17 protein-coding genes, 1 tRNA gene and 1 pseudogene are annotated in these 20781 nt (G+C 63.3%); 14 read left to right on the top strand and 5 right to left on the bottom strand.

The window, feature by feature from the left end; translation table 11 throughout:
• The 10 genes and pseudogenes from fdxH to selD all read left to right on the top strand — a co-directional run bounded on the left by fdxH (position 1) and on the right by selD (position 9970).
• On the top strand, positions 1–912 hold the full coding sequence (fdxH, locus tag ACE3PR_RS03990) for a formate dehydrogenase subunit beta (protein WP_374369316.1): 912 nt from the start codon (positions 1–3) through the stop codon (positions 910–912).
• Positions 909–1610 (top strand): formate dehydrogenase subunit gamma, encoded by a 702-nt coding sequence (locus ACE3PR_RS03985; protein WP_374368453.1) that lies wholly within the window; start codon positions 909–911, stop codon positions 1608–1610. Before fdxH ends, ACE3PR_RS03985 begins: the two co-directional genes overlap by 4 nt.
• Before the next feature lie 49 nt (positions 1611–1659).
• Positions 1660–2577 (top strand): formate dehydrogenase accessory protein FdhE, encoded by a 918-nt coding sequence (gene fdhE / locus ACE3PR_RS03980; RefSeq protein ID WP_374368451.1) that lies wholly within the window; start codon positions 1660–1662, stop codon positions 2575–2577.
• 12 nt (positions 2578–2589) lie between these two features.
• A complete protein-coding gene (selA, locus tag ACE3PR_RS03975; RefSeq protein WP_374368449.1) occupies positions 2590–4002 on the top strand; it encodes an L-seryl-tRNA(Sec) selenium transferase in 1413 nt (470 codons plus the stop codon).
• Positions 3989–4780: a tetratricopeptide repeat protein gene (locus tag ACE3PR_RS03970; RefSeq protein ID WP_374368447.1), complete on the top strand. Its 792-nt coding sequence runs from the start codon at positions 3989–3991 to the stop codon at positions 4778–4780. Before selA ends, ACE3PR_RS03970 begins: the two co-directional genes overlap by 14 nt.
• Positions 4777–6648, top strand: a pseudogene (gene selB, locus ACE3PR_RS03965) (selenocysteine-specific translation elongation factor); the annotation flags it as partial. The gene ACE3PR_RS03970 and the pseudogene selB, both read left to right, overlap by 4 nt.
• Before the next feature lie 78 nt (positions 6649–6726).
• Positions 6727–6822, top strand: a tRNA-Sec gene (locus tag ACE3PR_RS03960).
• A gap of 20 nt (positions 6823–6842) precedes the next feature.
• Positions 6843–7301 carry a hypothetical protein gene (locus ACE3PR_RS03955; protein ID WP_374368445.1) on the top strand — a complete coding sequence of 153 codons (459 nt, stop codon included), beginning with the start codon at positions 6843–6845 and terminating at the stop codon, positions 7299–7301.
• A complete protein-coding gene (locus tag ACE3PR_RS03950) occupies positions 7288–7686 on the top strand; it encodes a hypothetical protein (protein ID WP_374368443.1) in 399 nt (132 codons plus the stop codon). Before ACE3PR_RS03955 ends, ACE3PR_RS03950 begins: the two co-directional genes overlap by 14 nt.
• Before the next feature lie 22 nt (positions 7687–7708).
• Positions 7709–9970 carry a selenide, water dikinase SelD gene (gene selD / locus ACE3PR_RS03945; protein ID WP_374368441.1) on the top strand — a complete coding sequence of 754 codons (2262 nt, stop codon included), beginning with the start codon at positions 7709–7711 and terminating at the stop codon, positions 9968–9970.
• A gap of 9 nt (positions 9971–9979) precedes the next feature.
• Here selD and iolB read toward each other — a convergent pair whose 3' ends face one another.
• The 4 genes from iolB to iolC are packed head-to-tail and all read right to left on the bottom strand — an operon-like array spanning position 9980 to position 15537.
• On the bottom strand, positions 9980–10783 hold the full coding sequence (gene iolB, locus ACE3PR_RS03940; protein ID WP_374368439.1) for a 5-deoxy-glucuronate isomerase: 804 nt from the start codon (positions 10781–10783) through the stop codon (positions 9980–9982).
• Between the two features lie 17 nt (positions 10784–10800).
• Entirely contained in the window at positions 10801–11685 is an 885-nt protein-coding gene (gene iolE / locus ACE3PR_RS03935; RefSeq protein ID WP_374368437.1) for a myo-inosose-2 dehydratase, read from the bottom strand.
• A gap of 5 nt (positions 11686–11690) precedes the next feature.
• Positions 11691–13562, bottom strand: a complete 1872-nt coding sequence (iolD, locus tag ACE3PR_RS03930) for a 3D-(3,5/4)-trihydroxycyclohexane-1,2-dione acylhydrolase (decyclizing) (protein WP_374368433.1) — start codon at positions 13560–13562, stop codon at positions 11691–11693.
• A 46-nt stretch (positions 13563–13608) separates the two neighbouring features.
• Positions 13609–15537, bottom strand: a complete 1929-nt coding sequence (gene iolC / locus ACE3PR_RS03925; protein WP_374368430.1) for a 5-dehydro-2-deoxygluconokinase — start codon at positions 15535–15537, stop codon at positions 13609–13611.
• A 161-nt stretch (positions 15538–15698) separates the two neighbouring features.
• Here iolC and iolG point away from each other — a divergent pair, with 161 nt between their 5' ends.
• The gene (gene iolG / locus ACE3PR_RS03920) at positions 15699–16694 is read left to right on the top strand and encodes an inositol 2-dehydrogenase (protein ID WP_374368427.1); all 996 of its coding nucleotides are present in this window, start codon (positions 15699–15701) and stop codon (positions 16692–16694) included.
• A gap of 14 nt (positions 16695–16708) precedes the next feature.
• Here iolG and ACE3PR_RS03915 read toward each other — a convergent pair whose 3' ends face one another.
• Positions 16709–17557 (bottom strand): MurR/RpiR family transcriptional regulator, encoded by an 849-nt coding sequence (locus tag ACE3PR_RS03915; protein WP_374368424.1) that lies wholly within the window; start codon positions 17555–17557, stop codon positions 16709–16711.
• Positions 17558–17855: 298 nt separating this feature from the next.
• On the opposite strand from ACE3PR_RS03915, the gene ACE3PR_RS03910 reads away from it, so the two are divergent.
• The 3 genes from ACE3PR_RS03910 to ACE3PR_RS03900 all read left to right on the top strand — a co-directional run bounded on the left by ACE3PR_RS03910 (position 17856) and on the right by ACE3PR_RS03900 (position 20779).
• On the top strand, positions 17856–18803 hold the full coding sequence (locus ACE3PR_RS03910) for a sugar ABC transporter substrate-binding protein (protein ID WP_374368421.1): 948 nt from the start codon (positions 17856–17858) through the stop codon (positions 18801–18803).
• 142 nt (positions 18804–18945) lie between these two features.
• Positions 18946–19998 carry an ABC transporter permease gene (locus ACE3PR_RS03905; protein ID WP_374368418.1) on the top strand — a complete coding sequence of 351 codons (1053 nt, stop codon included), beginning with the start codon at positions 18946–18948 and terminating at the stop codon, positions 19996–19998.
• Between the two features lies 1 nt (position 19999).
• Positions 20000–20779 carry an ATP-binding cassette domain-containing protein gene (locus tag ACE3PR_RS03900; protein WP_374368415.1) on the top strand — a complete coding sequence of 260 codons (780 nt, stop codon included), beginning with the start codon at positions 20000–20002 and terminating at the stop codon, positions 20777–20779.
• Positions 20780–20781: the final 2 nt, after the last annotated feature.

Here is a 20781-nt window from a genome sequence, read left to right as displayed (position 1 = left end):
CTGCAGTTCGGTGCAGAAGATCTGGTTCGTCGCTCGGCCTCCGACGTGCCGGTTCCGGCACGTCAGCTGACCGAGGTGGCGAAGCTCATCGATGTCTCCAAATGTATCGGTTGCAAAGCCTGCCAGGTCGCGTGCCTCGAATGGAACGATCTGCGCGAGGAGGTTGGTGTCAATCGCGGTCTCTACGAGAATCCGCATGACCTGACGCCAGCCACCTTCACGCTGATGCGGTTTACCGAATGGGAAAATCCGGAGACCGAGAATCTGGAATGGCTGATCCGCAAGGATGGCTGCATGCATTGCGCCGATCCGGGCTGTCTCAAGGCTTGTCCGGCGCCCGGCGCCATCGTGCAATATTCCAACGGCATTGTTGATTTCGTGCACGAGAATTGCATCGGCTGCGGGTACTGCGTGAAGGGCTGCCCGTTCAACATACCGCGCATCTCGAAGACTGATCATAAGGCGTATAAATGCACTTTATGCTCGGATCGTGTGGCGGTGGGCCAGGGGCCTGCCTGCGCAAAGGCTTGCCCGACACAGGCGATCGTGTTCGGCACCAAGGAAGAGATGAAGCAGCACGCCGCCGGCCGGATCGAGGATCTGAAATCCCGCGGCTTCGCCAATGCAGGCCTCTATGACCCGCCGGGCGTTGGCGGGACCCATGTAATGTACGTTCTGCACCACGCCGACAAGCCACAGATCTATGCCGATCTCCCGAAGGACCCGAAGATCAGCCCCGTGGTCGAGGTCTGGAAGGGCATCACCAAATATGCCGGATTGACCGCGATCGCCTCCTTCGTTGGCATCGGTTTCCTGCATCACATCATCTCGGGCGCAAACAAGGTTTCCGACGAGGATGAGAAGAATGCGAAGCGCCTTGCCGAAGGCGAGACGGGAGATCGCAGGCCATGACGGGCAAAAATTCCGAGAGAAGCGAACAGGTGCATGCGGGCGATCCAGTCACGGTGGATCGCTACACCACGGCGGCGCGCATCAATCACTGGATCACGGCGGCGAGCCTGGTTCTGCTCGCCATCTCCGGCCTTGCGCTTTTCCACCCCAAACTGTTCTTCCTGACCGCTTTGTTCGGCGGCGGCGAGACCACGCGCGCCTTGCATCCCTGGATCGGCGTCGTCCTGTTCTTCAGTTTCCTTGGTCTGTTTTTGCGCTTTTGGCGGGCCAATCTATGGAAACGCGAGGACGGAACATGGATGGCGCGCCTGCATGACGTGCTGGCCGGGCATGAGGAGAAGCTGCCGGAGATTGGCAAATACAATGCCGGCCAGAAGATGGTGTTCTGGCTGATGTCGATCCTCATCATCGCCCTGATCTGCAGCGGGTTGGTGATCTGGGACCAGTATTTCTCGGCTTATAGCAGCGTCGAACAGAAGCGGATCGCGATGCTGCTGCATTCGCTGGCGGCGATCGTCATCATTTGCGTCTGGATTGTCCACGTCTATGCAGCGATCTGGGTAAGGGGTACAATTCGCGCCATGGTCAAGGGATCGGTGACCGGTGGCTGGGCTTGGCGGCATCACCGCAAATGGCTGCGGGAACTGGTGACCGGCAAGACCGAGAAATCCGGTGCCGACAAGAAACCGGCCGAATAGGGGTTCTTTGATACCCAAAGCGTGACCCGTGCGGTTCGTGAGGTAGGTAATGGCAAAGAGCGGCGCCCCCCAGGGCGACATGACAGTCATTGGCGAGATTGCGAACCCGCCTTTCGCTCGACTCCCCGACCCAGGTCAGCTATTCCGTGATCGGGCAGAGCGGTTTCGTTTCCTCGCGGAACGCAATGAGCTGCGACCCTATTTGTTGTTCCTCGCCGACATAGCGGATGCTCAGAGCCACGTCCAAAGCGATCTGCCGGCCCCACTCCTTCCCGATACGGCGACGCTGAAGCGCGCACGCGATTTCGCCATGCCGCCGCTCGATCGCGAACGCTTTGCTGCCGACGCGGTTTTCGAGACGACGTTCGACCGTCTCCTGTCGTTCCTGGGAGAAATCGACATGCCGGAGGAGGCGTCGACCGCTCTGGCGCGGCTCCGTGCCGACGTCCCTCTGACGTCGGGTGAGATGGTGCGCGCGATCCTTTCTCATGCCATCCCGATGGAGATGCTGGCCGAGCATGTCTTCGTTGCCGCCGCCCTGCAGGTGCATTTTGCCCGCCTGGCATCGCATCTCGTCGCCAAATCCCTGGTTGCGGTGGGCGACGGTGTTTGCCCCGTCTGCGGTGGGCCGCCGGTGAGTTCGATGGTGGTGGGCTGGCAGGGCGCCCATGGCACGCGTTATTGCGCCTGCGCTCTTTGCGGCACGTTGTGGAACTATGTGCGGATCAAATGCACATTGTGTGGCTCGACCGAAGGCATTTCCTATCAGGAAATCGAAGGTGGCCCGGGTACGGTCAAGGCCGAGACCTGCAAGATCTGCCGCGGTTACGTGAAAATCCTGCACCAGCATATCGATCCAGCGGTCGACCCGGTCGCCGACGATGTCGCTAGCCTCGGCCTGGATCTGCTGTTGCGCGGGAGCGATTTCAGGCGGGGTGGCGTCAATCCGTTCCTGCTGGGCTATTGAGGAGCGGATCGGATGTCACATCCTGGTCATCCATCCGCACGTTTGCCGTCGGTCGATGAAGTGCTACGGACCGAGATTGCTGGCCGGGCTATTGAGATATTCGGGCGCCCGGCAGTCGTTGATTCCATCCGCGATACCATCGCCGATGCGCGGAGCAGTGGCAGCGGCGCTGTGGCCGAACTGGTTGCGGTGAGCGCGCATGCACGGCTAGAGGCGCAATCCGTGCCGAGCCTGCGCCCCGTCTTCAATCTGACCGGTACGGTGCTGCATACCAATCTCGGTCGCGCCTTGCTGGCGGAAGCCGCCATTGCCGCGGCCACTGCCGTGATGCGCGCGGCGACCGCGCTGGAATTCGATCTCGAAACCGGACGACGCGGTGAACGCGACGATCACTTGCGCGGCTTGCTGTGCGAGCTTACGGGGGCGGAGGATGCGACGATCGTCAACAACAACGCCGCGGCGATCCTGCTGGTCCTCAATACGCTCGCCAAGGGGCGCGAGGCGATCGTCTCGCGCGGTGAACTGATCGAAATCGGCGGCGCCTTTCGCCTGCCCGAGATCATGAGCCGTGCCGGTGCGAGGTTGGTGGAAGTGGGCACGACCAACCGCACACATCCAAAAGACTATGTCGAGGCGATCGGCGCCAGAACCGGACTCGTTCTCAAGGTGCATACGTCGAATTACCGGGTGCAGGGCTTCACCAAGGAAGTCGGTGCGGGCGATCTGGCCCACCTGGCACAGGCGCGCGGCGTACCGTTGGTCAACGATCTTGGCTCCGGCACGCTGGTGGATCTGACACGCTTCGGCCTGTCGCACGAGCCGACGGTCGCGGAGGCGATCGCTGAAGGTGCCGATCTCGTTACATTTTCCGGCGACAAGCTGCTGGGTGGTCCGCAGACCGGTTTCATCGTCGGACGAAAGGAATTGCTGGCTCGCATCAACCGCAATCCGATGAAGCGCGCGCTGCGCGTCGACAAGATTCGCCTGGCGGCTCTCGAAGCAACGCTGAAGTTGTATCGAGACCCGGAACGGCTCGTCGAGCGCCTGCCGACGATCCGCTTGCTGGCGCGCCCACAGTCCGAGATAGAATCTCTGGCGCATCGCGTGGTGGCGATACTCGCCGGCAAGCTGGGGGCGGCTTTCCGGGTGGAAGTGATCGCCTGCGCGAGCCAGATCGGTTCAGGCGCATTGCCGCTGGAAACCCTGCCCAGTGCCGGGATCGCAATCCATCCGGTCAAATCGCGTGGACGGGGCCGTGCGCTGATGATGCTTGCCGCTGTGTTCCGCCGCCTTCCGGTGCCGGTCATCGGCAGGATCGCCGATGACGCGCTGATCCTCGATCTGCGCTGCCTGGAAGACGAAGCGGGATTCGCTGCGAATTTTACGGCTCTTGAGCTTGCGGAAAGTGCCCATGCCGGCGCCTGACACCATGGCGCCCAGGCCGCTCGATTCAGCGGAGGTCACCGCGCGTCTTTCGGAATCCTATGATGTGGCGGCCCAAGGCGATTATGCGACGGCCCTCGCCATTTGGGGGCCGCTGGCGCAGGCCGGCATCGCGCGCGCCCAGAGCAATGTCGGTGCCTGCTTCGCGAATGGGCTGGGGGTCGCGCCGGATGGAGCCTTGGCTTTGCAATGGCTGACGCTTGCCGCGGAAGCGGGAGACGCCATCGGCCAGCGCAATCTCGCAACCCTCTACTTCAAGGGTGAATTGGTCGAGATGGATCCGATCCAGGCGGCGCATTGGTATCGCGCGGCGGCAGAACAGGGCGACGCGGAAGCGCAGGATATGCTCTCCTGGTTGCTGCTCGAAGGCGATCTGTTGCCGCCGGATTACGACGCGGCGCGCCACTGGGCGGAAGCTGCCGCCCGGCAAGGGATCGCGAGCGCCATGACCCGCATTGGCATGCTCTATCACAATGCACTGGGGGTTCCACGCGATCCGGCGTCGGCGGCGGCATGGTGGGGGAGGGCGGCGGCCGCAGGAGATGCCGACGGCCAAGCCATGCTGGGTGCCGCCCATCACATCGGTGCCGGGGTGGCAAAGGACGCTGTTCTGGCCCTGACCTGGCTGCTGCGCAGTCAGCGTGGCGGCAGCGTGCTGGCCCAGCCGTTCCTGCCGGCGGCGCTGGCGGCCTGCGATGCGGAAGAGCGGATTCTGGCGGAAGCGCGCGCCGCGGAACCGCTGCCCGGGGTGGTGCCATGATCGTCGGCACCGCCGGGCATATCGATCATGGCAAAACCGCGTTGGTGCGGGCCATCACCGGTATCGATGCCGATCGCCTGCCGGAAGAGAAGGCGCGTGGCATCACACTCGATCTCGGTTTCGCCTATTGGCCGCGGCCGGATGGTACGGTCATAGGTTTCATCGATGTTCCAGGCCACGAAAAGCTGGTGCACAACATGCTGGCTGGTGCCACCGGTATCGATTGTGTTCTGCTGGTCGTTGCGGCCGATGACGGCATCATGCCGCAGACCCGCGAGCATCTGGCGATTATTGATCTGCTTGGGCTTTCGCGCGGCGTCGTTGCCCTCACGAAGATCGATTTGGTTGACGAGGCGCGCCGCCATGCGGTCCGTGCAGAGATCGATGCGACACTCGCCGCGACCAGCCTCGGCGGCACCGAAATAATCCCTGTCTCTTCGCTGACCGGCGATGGTATCGACCTGCTGGCGGGACGGCTGGACAGCCTATGCCAAGAGACGGCATTGCGTGCGGCCGATGGTCGTTTCCGGCTGGCGGTAGACCGCTCCTTCACGCTGACGGGCACCGGGACGATCGCCACCGGCACGGTGCTGTCGGGCAGGATATCTGTCGGTGACAACGTCGTCCTGAGCCCCAGCGGCCTCAAGGCGCGCGTGCGCTCGCTGCATGTGCAGAATAGCGCCGCCCGGGAAGGGCGAGCCGGCGAGCGTTGTGCACTGGCTTTGGTCGGTCCCGATATCAGCAAGGAATCCGTGCGGCGTGGCGATGTGGTTGTCGATCCAAGCCTGCATGCGCCCGCCGACCGTATTGATGCTCGGCTGAGGGTTCTGCGGTCGGCGCCAAAGGCGATCGGTCAATGGATGCCGGTGCGATTGCATTGCGGTGCCGCGGATGTTGCCGCGCGTATCGTCGTGCTGCGAGATACGCCGATCGCGCCGGGAGAGACCGAATTCGTGCAGTTTGTGCTGGAGCACCCGATTGCGGTCGCGGCGGGCGACCGCTTTGTCATCCGCGATACATCCGCCAGCCATACACTCGGCGGCGGCGTCCTGCTGGATCTCCGGGCGCCGGAACGCAAGCGGCGGTCATCGGAACGGCGTGCCGAATTGCAGTCTCTGGATGTTGCGGATCCGCTTGCAGCTCTTGCCGGTGCTCTGGACGGCCCGCGCGGCTTCGTCGATCTTGCGGCATTCTTCCGTGATTGGGCGGCGGCATCGGTGGCGGTGGTGCAGGCCGTGGAAAAACTCGATCTCGTCATCCTTCCCGGCACAGCCAACGCGCTGCGCCGTGCCATCTGGCGCCGCTATGCAGAGACGGCAATCGCAGCGCTCGATCAACTTCATGCCGACCGGCCAGACATGCAGGGAATGGCGCAGGAAAAATTGCGCCTTATGCTGCAGCCTCGCCTGCCGGCGCCAGTCTTCGCCGAGGCTATCCGACTTTTGGTCGAGGAGGGCGCTGTCATCGTGGATCGCGCTTGGCTGCGGCGGCCCTCTCACGAAGTCCGCATGAGCGCCGAGGAGGAGACGATCTGGGCGCGAGCGCTGCCACTTCTGGGTGGGGACAACCGCTTTCGGCCGCCGCGCGTGCGCGATGTCGCCCAGGAATTCGCCATCGACGAAAAGATTGTGCGCCGGGTTTTCCGCCTGGCGGCACGGCGCGGCGACGTCGACGAGGTGGCGCCGGATCACTTTTTCCTCAGCGACACGATTGCCGAGATGGCTGAAATCGCGGCGGATGTGGCGGCAAGATCCGCTGATACCCGCTTCAATGCCGCGGCGTTCCGGGACCGGCTGGACAATGGCCGCAAGGTCGCCATTCAAATACTGGAATTCTTCGACCGTCAGGGCTTTACTTTGCGTCGCGGCGATTGGCGGCGAGTCAATGCCAATCGGGTTGATCTTTTCGCGCGGCGTGTATCCGTGGAGGCGCCGCAGATGACGATTGGAGGAGATACGTCCCCGGTGGGGCGTCCGGACTTCAAATCCGGGAAGGGTCGCGAGACGGTCCTTGGTGGGTTCGACTCCCACTCTCTTCCGCCACAATCGCGGGAGGTGCGGCGATGATCGGTTCAAGTTCGTTCCTGCAGGTGCTGGATACCGCGGCACATGAGGCCGCGATGGCCGAAAAGGCTTACCGGCGCGAGGCGGCTGATAGGATCAAGCTGCTTGAACGCGCGCGCAGCTTCGCCTTTCGCCGCCTGGGCCTGCTGCAGGTGATGAGCGATGCCGTCGGTCGGGCCGAAAGTGAAGAAATGGCGGTAGCCAATTGCCTTGCCATCCTGCGCGCGAAGCTGGGCTGGCTGAGCGAGGATGACGAGGCGCGATCGGCTGTGCTGACGCGTTTCGCCCTGGTCGCCAAGGCCATGTTCGCACATCTTCAGCCGGCAGAGGAGGTGCCGGCTCCCAATGTCGTGGAGGAGATGATCGTTTTTGAAGCATGGTACGAGAGTTCGCAATCAACCTCGTTCTGGAACCTGTTCGATCAGCCCATGGTGGAGACGCCGCTTGTCGATTTCTGATCCGCAAGTGCCCGGTGTCGAGTTCGAGGACTGGATTGTTCAGGAATTCGCGGACCAGGGTTCCTTTACGGCCCTGATCATCCTGGTCGAGATTGGTGACGTGGCGGTGCTGCCTGTAGCCTCCACCTATCTCAACGTGATCGGCGACGAAATTGTCTGGCTGGAAGTCCTAGCCCTGTTCGCCGGCGCGCCGGCCACGTGGAATGGTGCCTGCTTCTTCCCTGTGGCTGCACCGGAAGGAGGACCGCTCGATAACGCGGCCGCGCGTGACAGGTTGCGTGAGATCGAGCTGCGCATATCGGACAATTTGCTGTTTCTCAACGAAGGTCATTTTTTTAATCGCGAGGGGCGGCGATTGATGATCGAAGAGGCCAGCGCTGGATGAAACCGTGGCGTCGGCGGCAGGCATGAATAACGATCCGGCCGTTCGCAACGACATTGTGCTGATCGGTGGCGGCCATGCCCATGTGCATGTGCTGAAAGCATTTGCCATGCAATCCGAGCTGGGGGTGCGCCTTACGCTGATCACGCGTGATCTCGCGACACCGTATTCCGGAATGATGCCGGGCGTCGTTGCCGGCATCTATGGCGAGGCGGAGGCGCATATCGATCTCGTTCGCCTTGCAGCGGTCACACATACCCGGCTGATCCATGCCGAGGCGATCGGGCTGGACCGAATGGCGAAGCGTGTCCATCTTCGCGACCGACCACCGATCGCCTATGATCTTCTGTCGATTGACGTCGGTATCACGCCGGCACTGAATCACATCGCAAGTGCCGTGGAATATGGTATCGCGGTAAAGCCGATCGGCTCGTTTCTGACCAAGTTAAAGGCATTGCTTGTGCATTGCCGGGCCGCGGACGGACCGCGCCGAATCGCGGTCATCGGCGGCGGTGCCGGCGGTGTCGAATTGCTGCTGTCGGTACGCGAGCGGTTGCTGGCAGAGGCGCGTGCAGATGGGCGCGATGCAGCCGCGTTTTCGTTCAGCCTGGTAACGGCCGATACCATCCTGCCGACTCATCATGAGCACGTGCGCAACGCTTTCCGTCGGATACTGGCATTGCGCGGCACTGCACTCTATGAGCACAGCGCGGCAAAGGCAGTAGATGCTGCGGGGATCACGCTGGAATCCGGCGAGTATATCTGGGCGGAGGCCGTGCTGGTGACGACGGGTGCTAGTGCGCCCTCCTGGTTCGGCGGAACGGGGCTCGCGACCGATGATGACGGCTTCCTGTTGGCGCGGCAGACGTTGCAGATCGACAACGATCCCGATGTGTTCGGTGCCGGCGATTGCATTACCCTTGCCGGAACACCGCGCGAGAAAGCGGGCGTCTTTGCGGTTCGCGCCGGGCCGCCGCTCGCACGCAATCTGCGTCGTCGTGTACGGGGCGAAAAACTCAAGGATTGGCGGCCGCAACGCCGCCATCTGGCGCTGATCTCAACCGGAGAGCGCTACGCAATCGCCTCGCGTGGCTGGCTGAAAATGGAGGGCAACTGGGTCTGGTCCTGGAAGGATTGGATCGATCGGCGGTGGATGCGGATGTACCAGGACGTCGCTGCGATGCAGGCGCGGATGTCGGCACGATCTTCGTCGAGGAATACGATAGACGACATGCGTTGTGGAGGATGTGCCGCAAAAGTCGGACCGGAACCGCTTGCTCGGGCGCTCGCACGATTGGCGCCACCGCTAACCGAGGATGTCGTCGTCGGGATCGGCATGCCGGATGATGCAGCCGTGACCCTCCCGCCGCGAACGGGCTTCCTTCTGCAGACGGTCGATTTTTTCCGCGCCTTTATCGACGATCCCTATGTCTTCGGCGAGATCGCCGCCAATCACGCTCTCAACGATGTGTTTGCCATGGGTGGCGAGCCGCGCCACGCTCTGGCCATCGCCGTCGTGCCGGCGGGATCGTCAGCCAAGGTCGAGGAGAGTCTATTTCAGCTTTTGGCAGGCGCGCGAGCCTGCCTCGATCGCGACAATGTGGCGCTGGTCGGCGGCCATTCCAGCGAAGGAGCGGAACTGGCACTTGGCTTTTCCATCACCGGCGAGGTGTCGGCGGAGCATATGACGCGCAAGGGTGGGCTGTCGCCGGGGGACGCTTTGGTCCTCACTCGCCCCCTGGGCACCGGTGTTCTCTTCGCCGCCGCCATGCGCGGTCTGGCAGGTGCGGAATCCACCGCTGTGGCTCTCGCAGAAATGCGCCGATCCAATCGAATTGCCTCGGAGATCCTGCGCCGATACCAGGCAAAGGCGACGACCGATGTGACTGGTTTCGGCCTGGTGGGACATCTTGGCGAAATGCTCGCCGCCAGCGGCGCCGATGCCGAGCTTGATCTCGCCAAAGTGCCACTTTATCCGGGTGCTCTCGTGTTGGCGCAGGCCGGTGTGGCATCGACACTCCTGCCGGCAAATCTCGCGCAACTCGGGATACTGCGGGATGATATCGACGAGCCGGCGAAAGCGCTTCTTTTCGATCCGCAGACCTCCGGTGGCCTTCTCGCCGGAATTGCCTCGGACCGGGCCGCAGATTGTGTCGCTGAATTGCGCGCTGCGGGCTATCTCACGGCTGCCGTCATCGGCCGCGTCACAACGAGAGTGGCTGGGCGCGAGGGCATGGTCAATGTGACCGGCTCATTCCGGGATTGCCAGACGATCACATCCTCATAGAGACGCTGTTCAGGCCTTTTTCAGCATCCATTCATGCTGGGGGTCGTTCTTGAAGACCCATTTGCGCTTCGGGCCGGCCATGACGTTGAGATAATAGAGGTCATAGCCGTGCGGCGCGCCCACCGGGTGATAGCCACGCGGCACCATCACGCAATCGCCATCCTCGACCGCCATGGTCTCGTCGATCGAGCGGTCGTCGGTATAGACGCGCTGGAAGGCGAAGCCCTGGGCGAGTTTCAGGCGATGGTAATAGGTCTCCTCCAGGAAAGATTCCTCGGGCAGGGCGTCGCGGTCATGCTTGTGCGGCGGATAGGATGACCAATGCCCGCCCGGCGTGATCACTTCGACCACCAGCAGGCTGTCGGCTTCGGCCGTGTCGGGCAGGATGTTGCGCACATGGCGCTGGTTCGTTGCCTCGCCGCGCGTCTCTTCGCCGACATCTTCGGGGGCGATCAGGCGCACCTTGCCGTCCTTGCCGCCGGGTGCGGTGCAGAGAGCGAATTCGAGCTCGCTTTCCGCGGTGATCTCCAGCGGCGTGTCGGCGGGGAGATAGACCGAGGTGGCCTTTCCTTCGAAGACGTTCCGGCGCTTGCCGATACGCGCGAAGAGCTGGTCGCCGGCCTTCACGCTCGCCGTGCCGGAGAGGATGACCATGCAGGTTTCCTTGTCGGGCGTCCGGAAGGCGAGGGTCTCACCCGGCTTGCGGCGATAGGTGCTGAAGCCGACATAGCGCCAGCCGGCACTTTCCGGCGTGATCTTCAAGGTACAGCCGCTGGCATCTGGAGCCTGAGCCTTGACCAGTAATGGCGACATCTCGATTCCTCCTTGCCTCAGGCGAGGCCCGCTGCGGCGGCGAAGCGTTTCAGATTGGCAGCACCCATCGTGGCGTATTTGAGCGGATTGGCCTTCTCGGGATCCTGCTCCGCTTCTACCACCAGCCAACCGGCATAGCCGGGAAGTTCGCTGAGCACGGCGGTAAAATCGACGCAGCCGTCGCCGGGTACGGTAAAGGTACCGGCAACCACGGCGTCGAGGAAGCTTTTGTCGGCGAGGCGGATGCGGGAGAGCACGTCGCGGCGGATATCCTTGCAATGCACATGTGCGATGCGGTCGCGGTAGCGGTGGGCGAGCGCCACCGGATCCGCGCCGGCGAAGGTAGCATGGCCGGTATCGAGCAGGAGATAAACGTCGGGGCCGGTCGCCGCCATGAAGGCATCGATATCCTCGGTACTTTCGACAATCGTGCCCATGTGATGGTGATAGACCAGCTTGAGGCCGGCCTTGCCGACATGGCGCCCGACCTCGTCCATGCGCCGGCCGAAGGCAGCCCAGCCGCCGGCGGGGAGATGCGGCCGCGTGGAGACCGGGCGCTCCTGCGCGCCGTGGATCGCGTTCGATGTCTCGGCGATGATGAGGACCTTGCAGCCCATGGCCTTGAGGAGATCGAGATGGGGCTGCATCGCCTGGATCTCGGCGGCTGCGTCGCGTTCCAGCAGGGCGCAGGAATACCAGCCGGAGACAAGATCGAGGCCGCTCGGCGCCAGGGCCGCTTTCAGGGCCGGCGCCTCGCGGGGGAATTTGTGGCCGAGCTCGATCCCTTCGAAACCCGCCTGTTTCGCCTCGCGGAGGCAGGTCTCCAGCGGTGTCGCGCCACCCAGGGAACGCAGATCGTCATTCGACCAGGCGATGGGGTTGGTGCCGAAACGAACGCCCATATTCTCTATTCTCCGATGATCTGCTGTCTGGTGGCCTTGGCATACTTGCGGTGTGCCTCGCGCACGTCGTTACGAGTCGAAACCTCCGGTACCGGCACGTCCCACCAATGGCCGCCGGCCTTGGTGGTGGCAAGCGGATCGGTTTCGATGACGATGACGCTGCTGCGCTTGGCGCCCCGCGCCTTGGTGAGGGCCGCTTCCAGTTCCCTGGTGGTCGAAACCTGCACCGCCTCGGCGCCGAGGCTCCTGGCGTGTGCCGCGAAATCGATCTCCGGCAAGGTTGCGTGTTTGGCGTCGCGCAGGAGGTTGTTAAAACTCTCACCGCCGCAAGCTTGTTGCAGGCGGTTGATGCAGCCATAGCCGCGATTGTCGAGCACGACGACGATGAGCTTCTGGCCGAGCATGACCGAGGTGGAAAGCTCGGAGTTCATCATGAGATAGGAGCCGTCGCCCACCATGACGATGACTTCGCAATCCGGCCGCGCCATCTTGACGCCGAGGCCACCGGCGATCTCGTAGCCCATGCAGGAATAACCGTATTCGAGATGGTAGCCGCCGGGCGCGCCGGATTGCCACAATTTGTGAAGCTCGCCGGGCAGCCCGCCCGAGGCGCCGACGACGATGTCGCTGGGCTTGCCCGCGCGCTGCACGGCGCCGATCACCTGGCCGTCGCTGGGCATTGCGCTGCCGCGCGGGGCGGCGACGGCGCGGGCATGGGTGGTGAGCCAGTCGGCTTGCAGTTTCGCAGCGCGCTTCTGCCAGCTTTGCGGCGCCGACCAATCGCCAAGACCGCGGCCGAGCGCGGTGAGGCCAGCCTTCGCATCGGCGACCAGGCAATCGCCGTGGTGCTTGGCTGCATCGAAGGCTTGTGTGTTGAGGCCGATGAGGCGGCGGTTCCTGCCCTGGAACAGGCTGCGCGAGCCGGTGGTGAAATCCTGCAGGCGCGTGCCGATGGCGAGGATGACATCGGCTTCGGCGGCGAGCGCATTGGCTGCCGCGGTGCCAGTGACACCGATCGCTCCCATGGCACAGCGATGATCGATCGCGAGGCTCGATTTCCCGGCCTGAGTCTCGGCAACCGGAATGCCGTGGCGGTCGGCGAAGCGGGCGAGGGTTGCCTCCGCTTCGGCATAGAGCACGCCGCCGCCGGCAACGATGAGCGGCTTCCTGGCGCGCTGCAAGGCTGCGAGAGCGGAAGCGAGTTCGTCGCGGTCGGGTTCGGGGCGGCGCGTCCGCCAGAGACGGGTTGCAAAGAAGCTTTCGGGATAGTCATAGGCCTCGGCCTGGACGTCCTGACACAAGGCGAGCGTCACGGGACCGCATTCCGCCGGATCCGTGAGGATGCCGAGCGCGCGCGGAAGGGCGCCGAGGATCTGTTCGGGGCGCGTGATGCGGTCGAAATAGCGCGAGACCGGGCGGAAGCAATCATTCGCCGAGACGGTGCCGTCGCCCCAATCCTCGACTTGCTGCAGCACGGGGTCCGGGCGGCGGTTGGCAAAGACGTCGCCGGGGAGGAAGAGCACCGGCAGGCGGTTGACATGGGCGAGAGCCGCCGCCGTCACCATGTTGGTGGCACCCGGCCCGATCGAGGTGGTGCAGGCCATCACCTGGCGCCGCCGCGCCGCCTTGGCAAAGGCGATGGCGGCATGGGCCATGCCCTGTTCGTTATGGGCGCGGTAGGTCGGCAGATCGCGGCGATGCTGGTAGAGCGCTTCGCCGAAGCCGGAGACATTGCCATGGCCGAAGATCGCCCAAATGCCGGCGAAGAGCGGTACCTGGCGGCCGTTGCGCTGGGTGCGCTGCGCCGCGAGATAGCGCGCGACGGCCTGGGCCATGGTCAATCGAACGGTTTTGTGACGGGTGGTCTTGCTGCTCATGGTTTCCTGCCCATTCGCCGGCCCGAGCCGGTCTTGTTCTGTCTTTTTAAGCGGCGCGCCGATGCCTTGCCAGAGCCTGCCGCCAGGCCTCGGTCAATTGGGCGAAGCGCTCGGCCATGTCGGCGATCGCCGCATCGTCGCCGATGCGCCCGGCAAGCCAGGCCTCGGCGGCGTCGGCGAAGATGGTGCGCCCGACGGCGAAACCTTTGACGATGGGATCGCTGGCGGCAAGCTCGAAACTCTCGCGTAAGTCATCCTCGCTGGCTTCGAGGCCGAGGAGGACGACACCGCGGCAGAGCGGGTCGCGCGATCGGATGACATCGCCGATGCGCTGCCAGGCCGAGGCCATCTTGTGCGGTTCCAGTTTCCACCAATCCGGCCGGATGCCGAGATCATAGAGGCGGGAAAGGATGCCGGCCACGGTCTCTTCGCCCAAGGCACCGTTCTTGCCGGCGATGATCTCGATCAGTAACTCACGCCCAGCCTTCCGTGCCGCGTCATGGAGCGTCAGCAGGCGTTCCTCCTGCTCGGCGCGCAGGGCTTCTGGATCGTCCGGGTGATAGAAGCAGAGGCATTTGATCGTGTGGGTGACCGGCCAATCGGCGAGATGGCTGCCGAGGTCATGAGTTTCGAAGCGCAAAGGCCGCGAGCCAGGCCGTTCCACCGGCCGCGCCAGCCAGAAATCGTGATCGGCGGCACGGAACAAGGCCTCGCGGCCATAGGAGCCGTCGATCAGCATGCCGAAGCCCGGGCGGCCATTGGCGACCTTGGCCGCCGCCGCGACGGCGAGGACCTTGAAGGCGGCGATGCGATCGCGAGGGGCGCCGAGGCGGTCGGCGATCGCCTCGAATTGCGCGCGGTGATCGATCGCGAAGGCCATGAGGTTCGGCCAGTCGCCGCGCCGGGTCGTCGCCCAATGGCGGTGGTTGATCTCGGCATCGAGGCGCAGCGCGCGCTGGGGGCTGCCGTGATCGAGGAAATATTGCAGCTCCGGCCAGGTCGGAATTTCCGGTGCGCAGAGGAGGCGCGACACCACCATGGCACCGCAGGCATTGGCCCAGGTGGCGCAGGTCGCCAGCTTTTCCCCGCGCAGCCAGCCGCGCAGGAAGCCGGACATGAAGGCGTCGCCCGCCCCCAGCACGTTGAAGACCTCGATCGGGAAGCCGGCGCCGACAATGCCGTCATCGAGATTGGCGGGGATCGCGTCCGGATAGACGACGCAGCCCATGGGACCGCGCTTCAGCACGATGACGGCCTGGGTGAGGGCACGCAGGCGCCGGAGCGCCTCAAGGGGCTCCTCGCAGCCGGCGGCGATGCGGATCTCCTCCAATGTGCCGATGACGAGATCGCAATCGGGGAGGATGCGCTGCAGGCGTTCGGTGACGGCGGTGGAGGGCGCATAGCGGGAATCCCCCGCATTGTGCCCGGCGAGGCCCCAGAGATTGGGCCGGTAATCGATGTCGAAGACGATCTTGCCGCCATGCCGGCGGGCAAGCTGCATCGCGCGCAGCTGGGCGGCTTCGGTATTCTCGCGCGAGAAATGCGTGCCGGTCACGACGATGGCGCGGGCGCGGGAAATGAGGGCCTCGTCGACATCTTCCGGGGCAAGCGCCATGTCGGCGCAATTCTCGCGGTAGAAGATGAGCGGGAAATTGTCCTCGTCGCGGATTCCGAGCAGGACGAGCGCCGTCAAGCGCGCGGGATCGGTGCGAATGCCGGCGGTCTCGACGCCTTCGCGCGCTAATTGTTCGCGGATGAAGCGGCCCATATGCTCGTCGCCCACCCTTGTGAGGAGCGCCGATTTGAGGCCGAGGCGGGCGGTGCCGACGGCGATATTGGTGGGGCAGCCGCCGACGGATTTCGCAAAACTCGCCATGTCCTCGAGCCGGCCGCCGATCTGCTGGCCATAGAGATCCACGGAGGCGCGGCCGATGGTGATGACGTCGAGATCCTTGCCGTCGCGCTCCTGCGCCATGCATGTTCTCCGTGGGTCCGGAAGCTATAGAAGGTGTCCGGAAAATTGTCGCGCGACGACGCGGCCGATCGGCGCGCCGAACTTGCCATAATGAAACATTCGTTCTATCTTGTGTCAACAACGGAATACTTATTCTCTTTTTAGATCCGGGAGAACATCGAATGGTCAGGGTTGCTGTGCTCGGTGCGGGGCGAATCGGGCAGATCCACGCGCGCAATGTCGCGGCCCATCCCAAGGCCAGGCTGGTCGCGGTGACGGATGTGAGCGCCGAGGCGGCGCAAAGCCTTGCCAAGGCGACCGGGGCCGTGGTGCAAGCGAGCAGCAACGAGATCATGGCCGATGCGGCAATCGATGCGGTGCTGATCTGCAGCCCGACCGATACCCATGCCGATCTCATCGAGCTGGCGGCGAAGGCGGGCAAGGCGGTGTTCTGCGAGAAGCCGGTCGATCTTTCCGCCGCGCGCGTCAAGCAATGCCTGGACGTGGTCGCGAAGACCGGCGCCAAGCTGATGATCGGCTTCAACCGCCGCTTCGATCCCAACTTCCGGGCCTTGAAACAGAGGCTGGATGCGGGCGAGATCGGCGCCCCGGAAATCGTCAGCATCTTCTCGAAGGATCCGGCGCCGCCGCCTATCTCCTATATCGCCCGCTCGGGTGGTCTTTTCCGCGACATGATGATTCACGACCTCGATCTCGCACGCTTCCTGCTGGGCGAGGAGCCGGTCGAGGTTTCGGCCATGGCGGCGGCCCTGGTCGACCCGGCGATCGGCGCTGCGGGCGATGTCGACAGTGCCGTGGTGACGCTGAAGACTGCGCGTGGGCGCCTCTGCCAGATCTCGTGCTCACGCCGGGCGACCTATGGCTATGACCAGCGCATCGAGGTGCATGGCAGCCTCGGCATGTTGCGGGCGCACAATATTCCTCTCACCAGCGTCGAGAAGGCAGATGCGTCGGGTTTCACCGGCGAACCGGCCCTGCCGTTCTTCCTGGAGCGCTATGCCGCGGCTTACCGTGCGGAGATCGACAGCTTCGTCGAGGCGATCCTCACAGGGGCGGCGATGGACCCCACTGGGCATGACGGCTTGCGCGCGTTGGAGATCGCCGATGCAGCGACAGAATCAGCAAAAACAGGCAAAACCGTGAGCCTCAAGGGCTGAAGATCTGGGCAGCGTCAGAGGTTTGCGCGGCGCTCGCCGACAGCGACGGCGAGCGTCATCGCGAGGCAGAGGCTGGCCGAGAGAGCGCGGAAGCCCGCGAAATCGGTTTCCACCACTTCGAAGAGAACCGAAGCGGCCGGCGCCAACGGGCTGAAAGGCGAATCCGTCATGGCGATGAGCGGCACCTGGCGTTCCTTGAGGCTGGCTGCGAGGCCCAGCGTCACGGGCGTATAGGGTGTAAAGCTGATTGCGAGCGCCGCGTCGCGGGGTCCGGCAAAAGCCGCCTCTTCACTGCCGAGGCTGGCGAGATTGCTGATCAGCACCGTGCGGATATGGAGCTTGGCAAAGGCATAAGCGAGATAGGTCGCGATCGGGAAGGCGCGGCGCTGTCCCAGGAGATAGATCGTCTCAGCCCGAGCCAGGATCTCGGCAGCCTGATCGATCGCCTGTGGGTCGGTGGTCTTGTGAAGGCGTTGCAGGGATGCGGCCGCCGCGCCGACGAAGCCGTCGAGCAAGGCACCGGAACCACTCCGGGGATCATGGGCCTGGCGCAAGGCGGCGAGACGCTCCTGGTAATTCGGCCAGCGATCCTTGAGGCGCGAGCGGAACACCTCCTGAAGGTCGGAGAAACCGGCATAACCCAAGGTCTTGGCGAAGCGTACCAAGGTTGAGGGCTGCACCTCGGCCTTGGCGGCGATCTCGGTGGTGGTACCAAAGGCGATCTCGTCGGGATGGGTGAGGGCGTATTCGGCAACCTGCGCCAGACGCTTCGGCAACTCACTCTGGCGCGCCAGGGTGAGAGCGCGCAAGGCGTCGAAATCCTGCGGCAAAGCCGGCTTTGACTTGCCCTTCGAATCCGCCATGCCCATCCCCGCCTGCCGCCGCGCCATGCTCCGTTACCCCGTCAACTTAGCGATAGAAATGAGTATTGACACACCTCGCAATAAATGGAAAATATTTTCCATTAGATAAAAAAATTAAAAAGAACATTCCTGTTTGTCACCTTGGCAACCGGGATGGCGTTGGGAGGGTCAACCGTCAATCGCAGGGCGATACGCTCACGCGATGGACTTTCCTCCCATCGGCACGGAGATCGGTGGCATCGACCAACGATGCCGCCGCGGAACAACAAACAATGTTTCGAGCGGGAGGAAACGCATTATGAAGACCCTGTTGAAATCAACCCTGGTTGCCGCGGCCGCCTTGTTCGCGGTTGCCATGGCCGGGCCGGCCTCGGCGGATGGCGAGCGCTTTGTCTTCGTTAGCCACGCGCCGGATTCCGATTCGTGGTGGAACACGATCAAGACTGCCCTCAAGAACGCCGAAGGCGATATGAAGGTGACGGTCGAGTACCGCAATCCGCCCTCGGGCGATCTCGCCGATATGGCGCGCATCATCCAGCAGGCTGCGGCCTCGAATCCCAACGGCATCATCACCACAATCGCCGATTTCGACGTGCTGCAGGGCCCGATCAAGGACGCGATCGCCAAGGGCATTCCGGTTATCACGGTGAATTCGGGGACGCAGGAGCAGAGCGAGAAACTGGGTGCGCTCCTCCATGTGGGCCAGCCGGAATACGATGCGGGCTTCGGCGCCGGCAAGCGTGCGAAGGCGGCGGGCGTTACCAAGTTCCTCTGCATCAACCACTACATCACCAACCCCGCCTCGGTGGAACGCTGCCAGGGCTACGCCGATGCGCTTGGCGTCGACTTGGGTAATCAGATGCTCGATTCCGGCATTGATCCCACCGACGTCTACAACAAGACCAAGGCCTATCTGCAGAACAACCCCGATACCAACGGCATCCTGGCGCTCGGCCCTAATTCGGCCGAGCCGACCATCAAGCTGCTGAAGGATTCAGGTTCGGCCAGCAAGTACAACTTCATCAGCTTCGATCTCTCGCCCGACATCGCCCAGGCGATCAAGGACGGCGTCATCGAATCGGCCATCGACCAGCAGCCCTATCTGCAAGGCTACCTGCCGGTCGTGTTCCTGACGTTGTTCAACCGCTATGGCATCATGCCGAGCAATCACGTCAATTCCGGCCCGGGCTTTGTCACCAAGAACAATGTCGCGACTGTGGAAAAGCTGGCTGGCGAATATCGCTGATCCGGCGCCTCCTGAACTTGCGGCCCGGTGCGCAATCGCCGGGCCGCACTTTCTTCGGTATTCTTGAAGACTTGAGCGGCAGGCGAGGTTGGGTATGAGTGCGGATGTGAGGACCGACGAGAGACTGGGGCGGGAATCGGCCATGCGGCGCATGCTGTCGAAGCCGGAATTCGGGGCGGTCGCCGGGGCTGTACTGGTTTTCCTGTTCTTCGGTTTCGCCGCGCAAGGGTCGGGCATGTTCAATGCCGATGGTGTGCTTAACTGGGTGACTGTCTCGTCGCAATTGATGATCCTGGCGGTGGGGGCCGCCTTGCTGATGATTGCCGGCGAATTCGACCTTTCGATCGGCTCGATGATCGGTTTTGCCGGCATGATGATCGCCATTCCGACCATCTATTTCGGCCTACCGGTCTGGGCCTCGGTCGTCATTACATTCATAGGGGCGCTCGCAATCGGTTTTCTTAACGGATTGATCGTCATCCGGACGGGGCTGCCGTCCTTCATCGTGACCTTGGCCTTCCTCTTCATCCTGCGTGGCCTCACCATCGCGCTCTCGATCATGTTCGCCAACCGCACCATCGTCGGCGGCATGGTCGAAGCTGCCGAGGGGACTTTCGTTGGCTGGCTGTTTGGCGGCAAGATCGGCGCGCCGGTCTTTGAGTTCCTGGCCGCGCAGGAGATCATCGGCCGGTTCCCGAACGGCCAGCCGACTGTATCGGGGATTCCCATGGTGGTGGTCTGGGCGGCGATCATTGCCATCCTCGCCAGCATCGTGCTGAGCCGTACCCATTGGGGCAATTGGATCTTTGCCAGCGGCGGCGATGCCAAGGCCGCGCGCAATGTCGGCGTGCCGGTGAATGCGGTGAAGATCGCCATGTTCATGCTGACCGCCTTCTGCGCCACGGTCTATGCCGCTTGCCAGGTCTTCGAGTTCGGCTCGGCCGCGGCGGATCGCGGCCTCCTCAAGGAATTCGAAGCGATCATCGCCGCCGTGATCGGGGGATGCCTGCTGACCGGCGGCTATGGCTCTGTACTGGGTGCCTGCCTTGGCGCGCTTATCTTCGGTGTTGTGCAGATCGGTATCCTTTTTACCGGCATCAACAACGATTGGTTCCGCGTCTTCCTGGGTGTCATGCTGTTGATCGCGGTGCTGTTCAACAATTTCGTCCGCCGCCGCGTGACGGGGGAGCGCTGAAATGAACGCCCCACTGATCGAAGTTCGCAATATCGGCAAATCCTTCGGCCCTGTGATCGCGCTCAACGGCATCTCGCTCGCGGTCAATGCCGGCGAAGTCCTGTGTCTGTTGGGTGACAACGGCGCCGGTAAATCGACGCTCATCAAGACCCTCTCCGGTGTTCATAAGCCAACTTCCGGCGATTTCCTGGTCGAGGGAAACAAGGTTGTCTTCGAAAGCCCGCGCGATGCGCTCAATGCCGGTATCGCCACGGTCTATCAGGATCTCGCCATGATCCCGCTGATGTCGATCACGCGCAATTTCTTCATGGGACGCGAACCCTTGAAACGCGTCGGCCCCTTCCGCTTCATGGACATGGAGTTTGCCGATCGCGTGGCGCGGGAGGAAATGGTGCGCATCGGCATCGATATTCGCGATCCGCAGCAGGCGGTGGGGACATTGTCGGGTGGCGAGCGGCAATGCGTTGCCATTGCCCGTGCGGTCTATTTCGGCGCCAAGGTCCTGATCCTCGACGAGCCAACCTCGGCCCTTGGCGTGCGGCAGACCTCGATGGTGCTGAAATACATCTTCCAGGTGCGGCAGAAGGGGCTCGGCGTCATCTTCATCACCCACAATGTGCGTCATGCCCATGCGGTCGGTGACAGGTTCACCGTCCTTAATCGGGGCAAGACGCTTGGGACCTATGCCAAGAGCGAGATCGAACTCGACGAGTTGCAGAACCTGATGGCCGGCGGCCGGGAATTGCAGGATCTCTCGGCCGAACTCGCCGGAACGGTTTAGGG

The organism is Dongia sp. (genome assembly GCF_041909655.1).
Taxonomy (GTDB): domain Bacteria; phylum Pseudomonadota; class Alphaproteobacteria; order Dongiales; family Dongiaceae; genus Dongia.
This window is presented reverse-complemented; position numbering and strand designations above follow the sequence as displayed.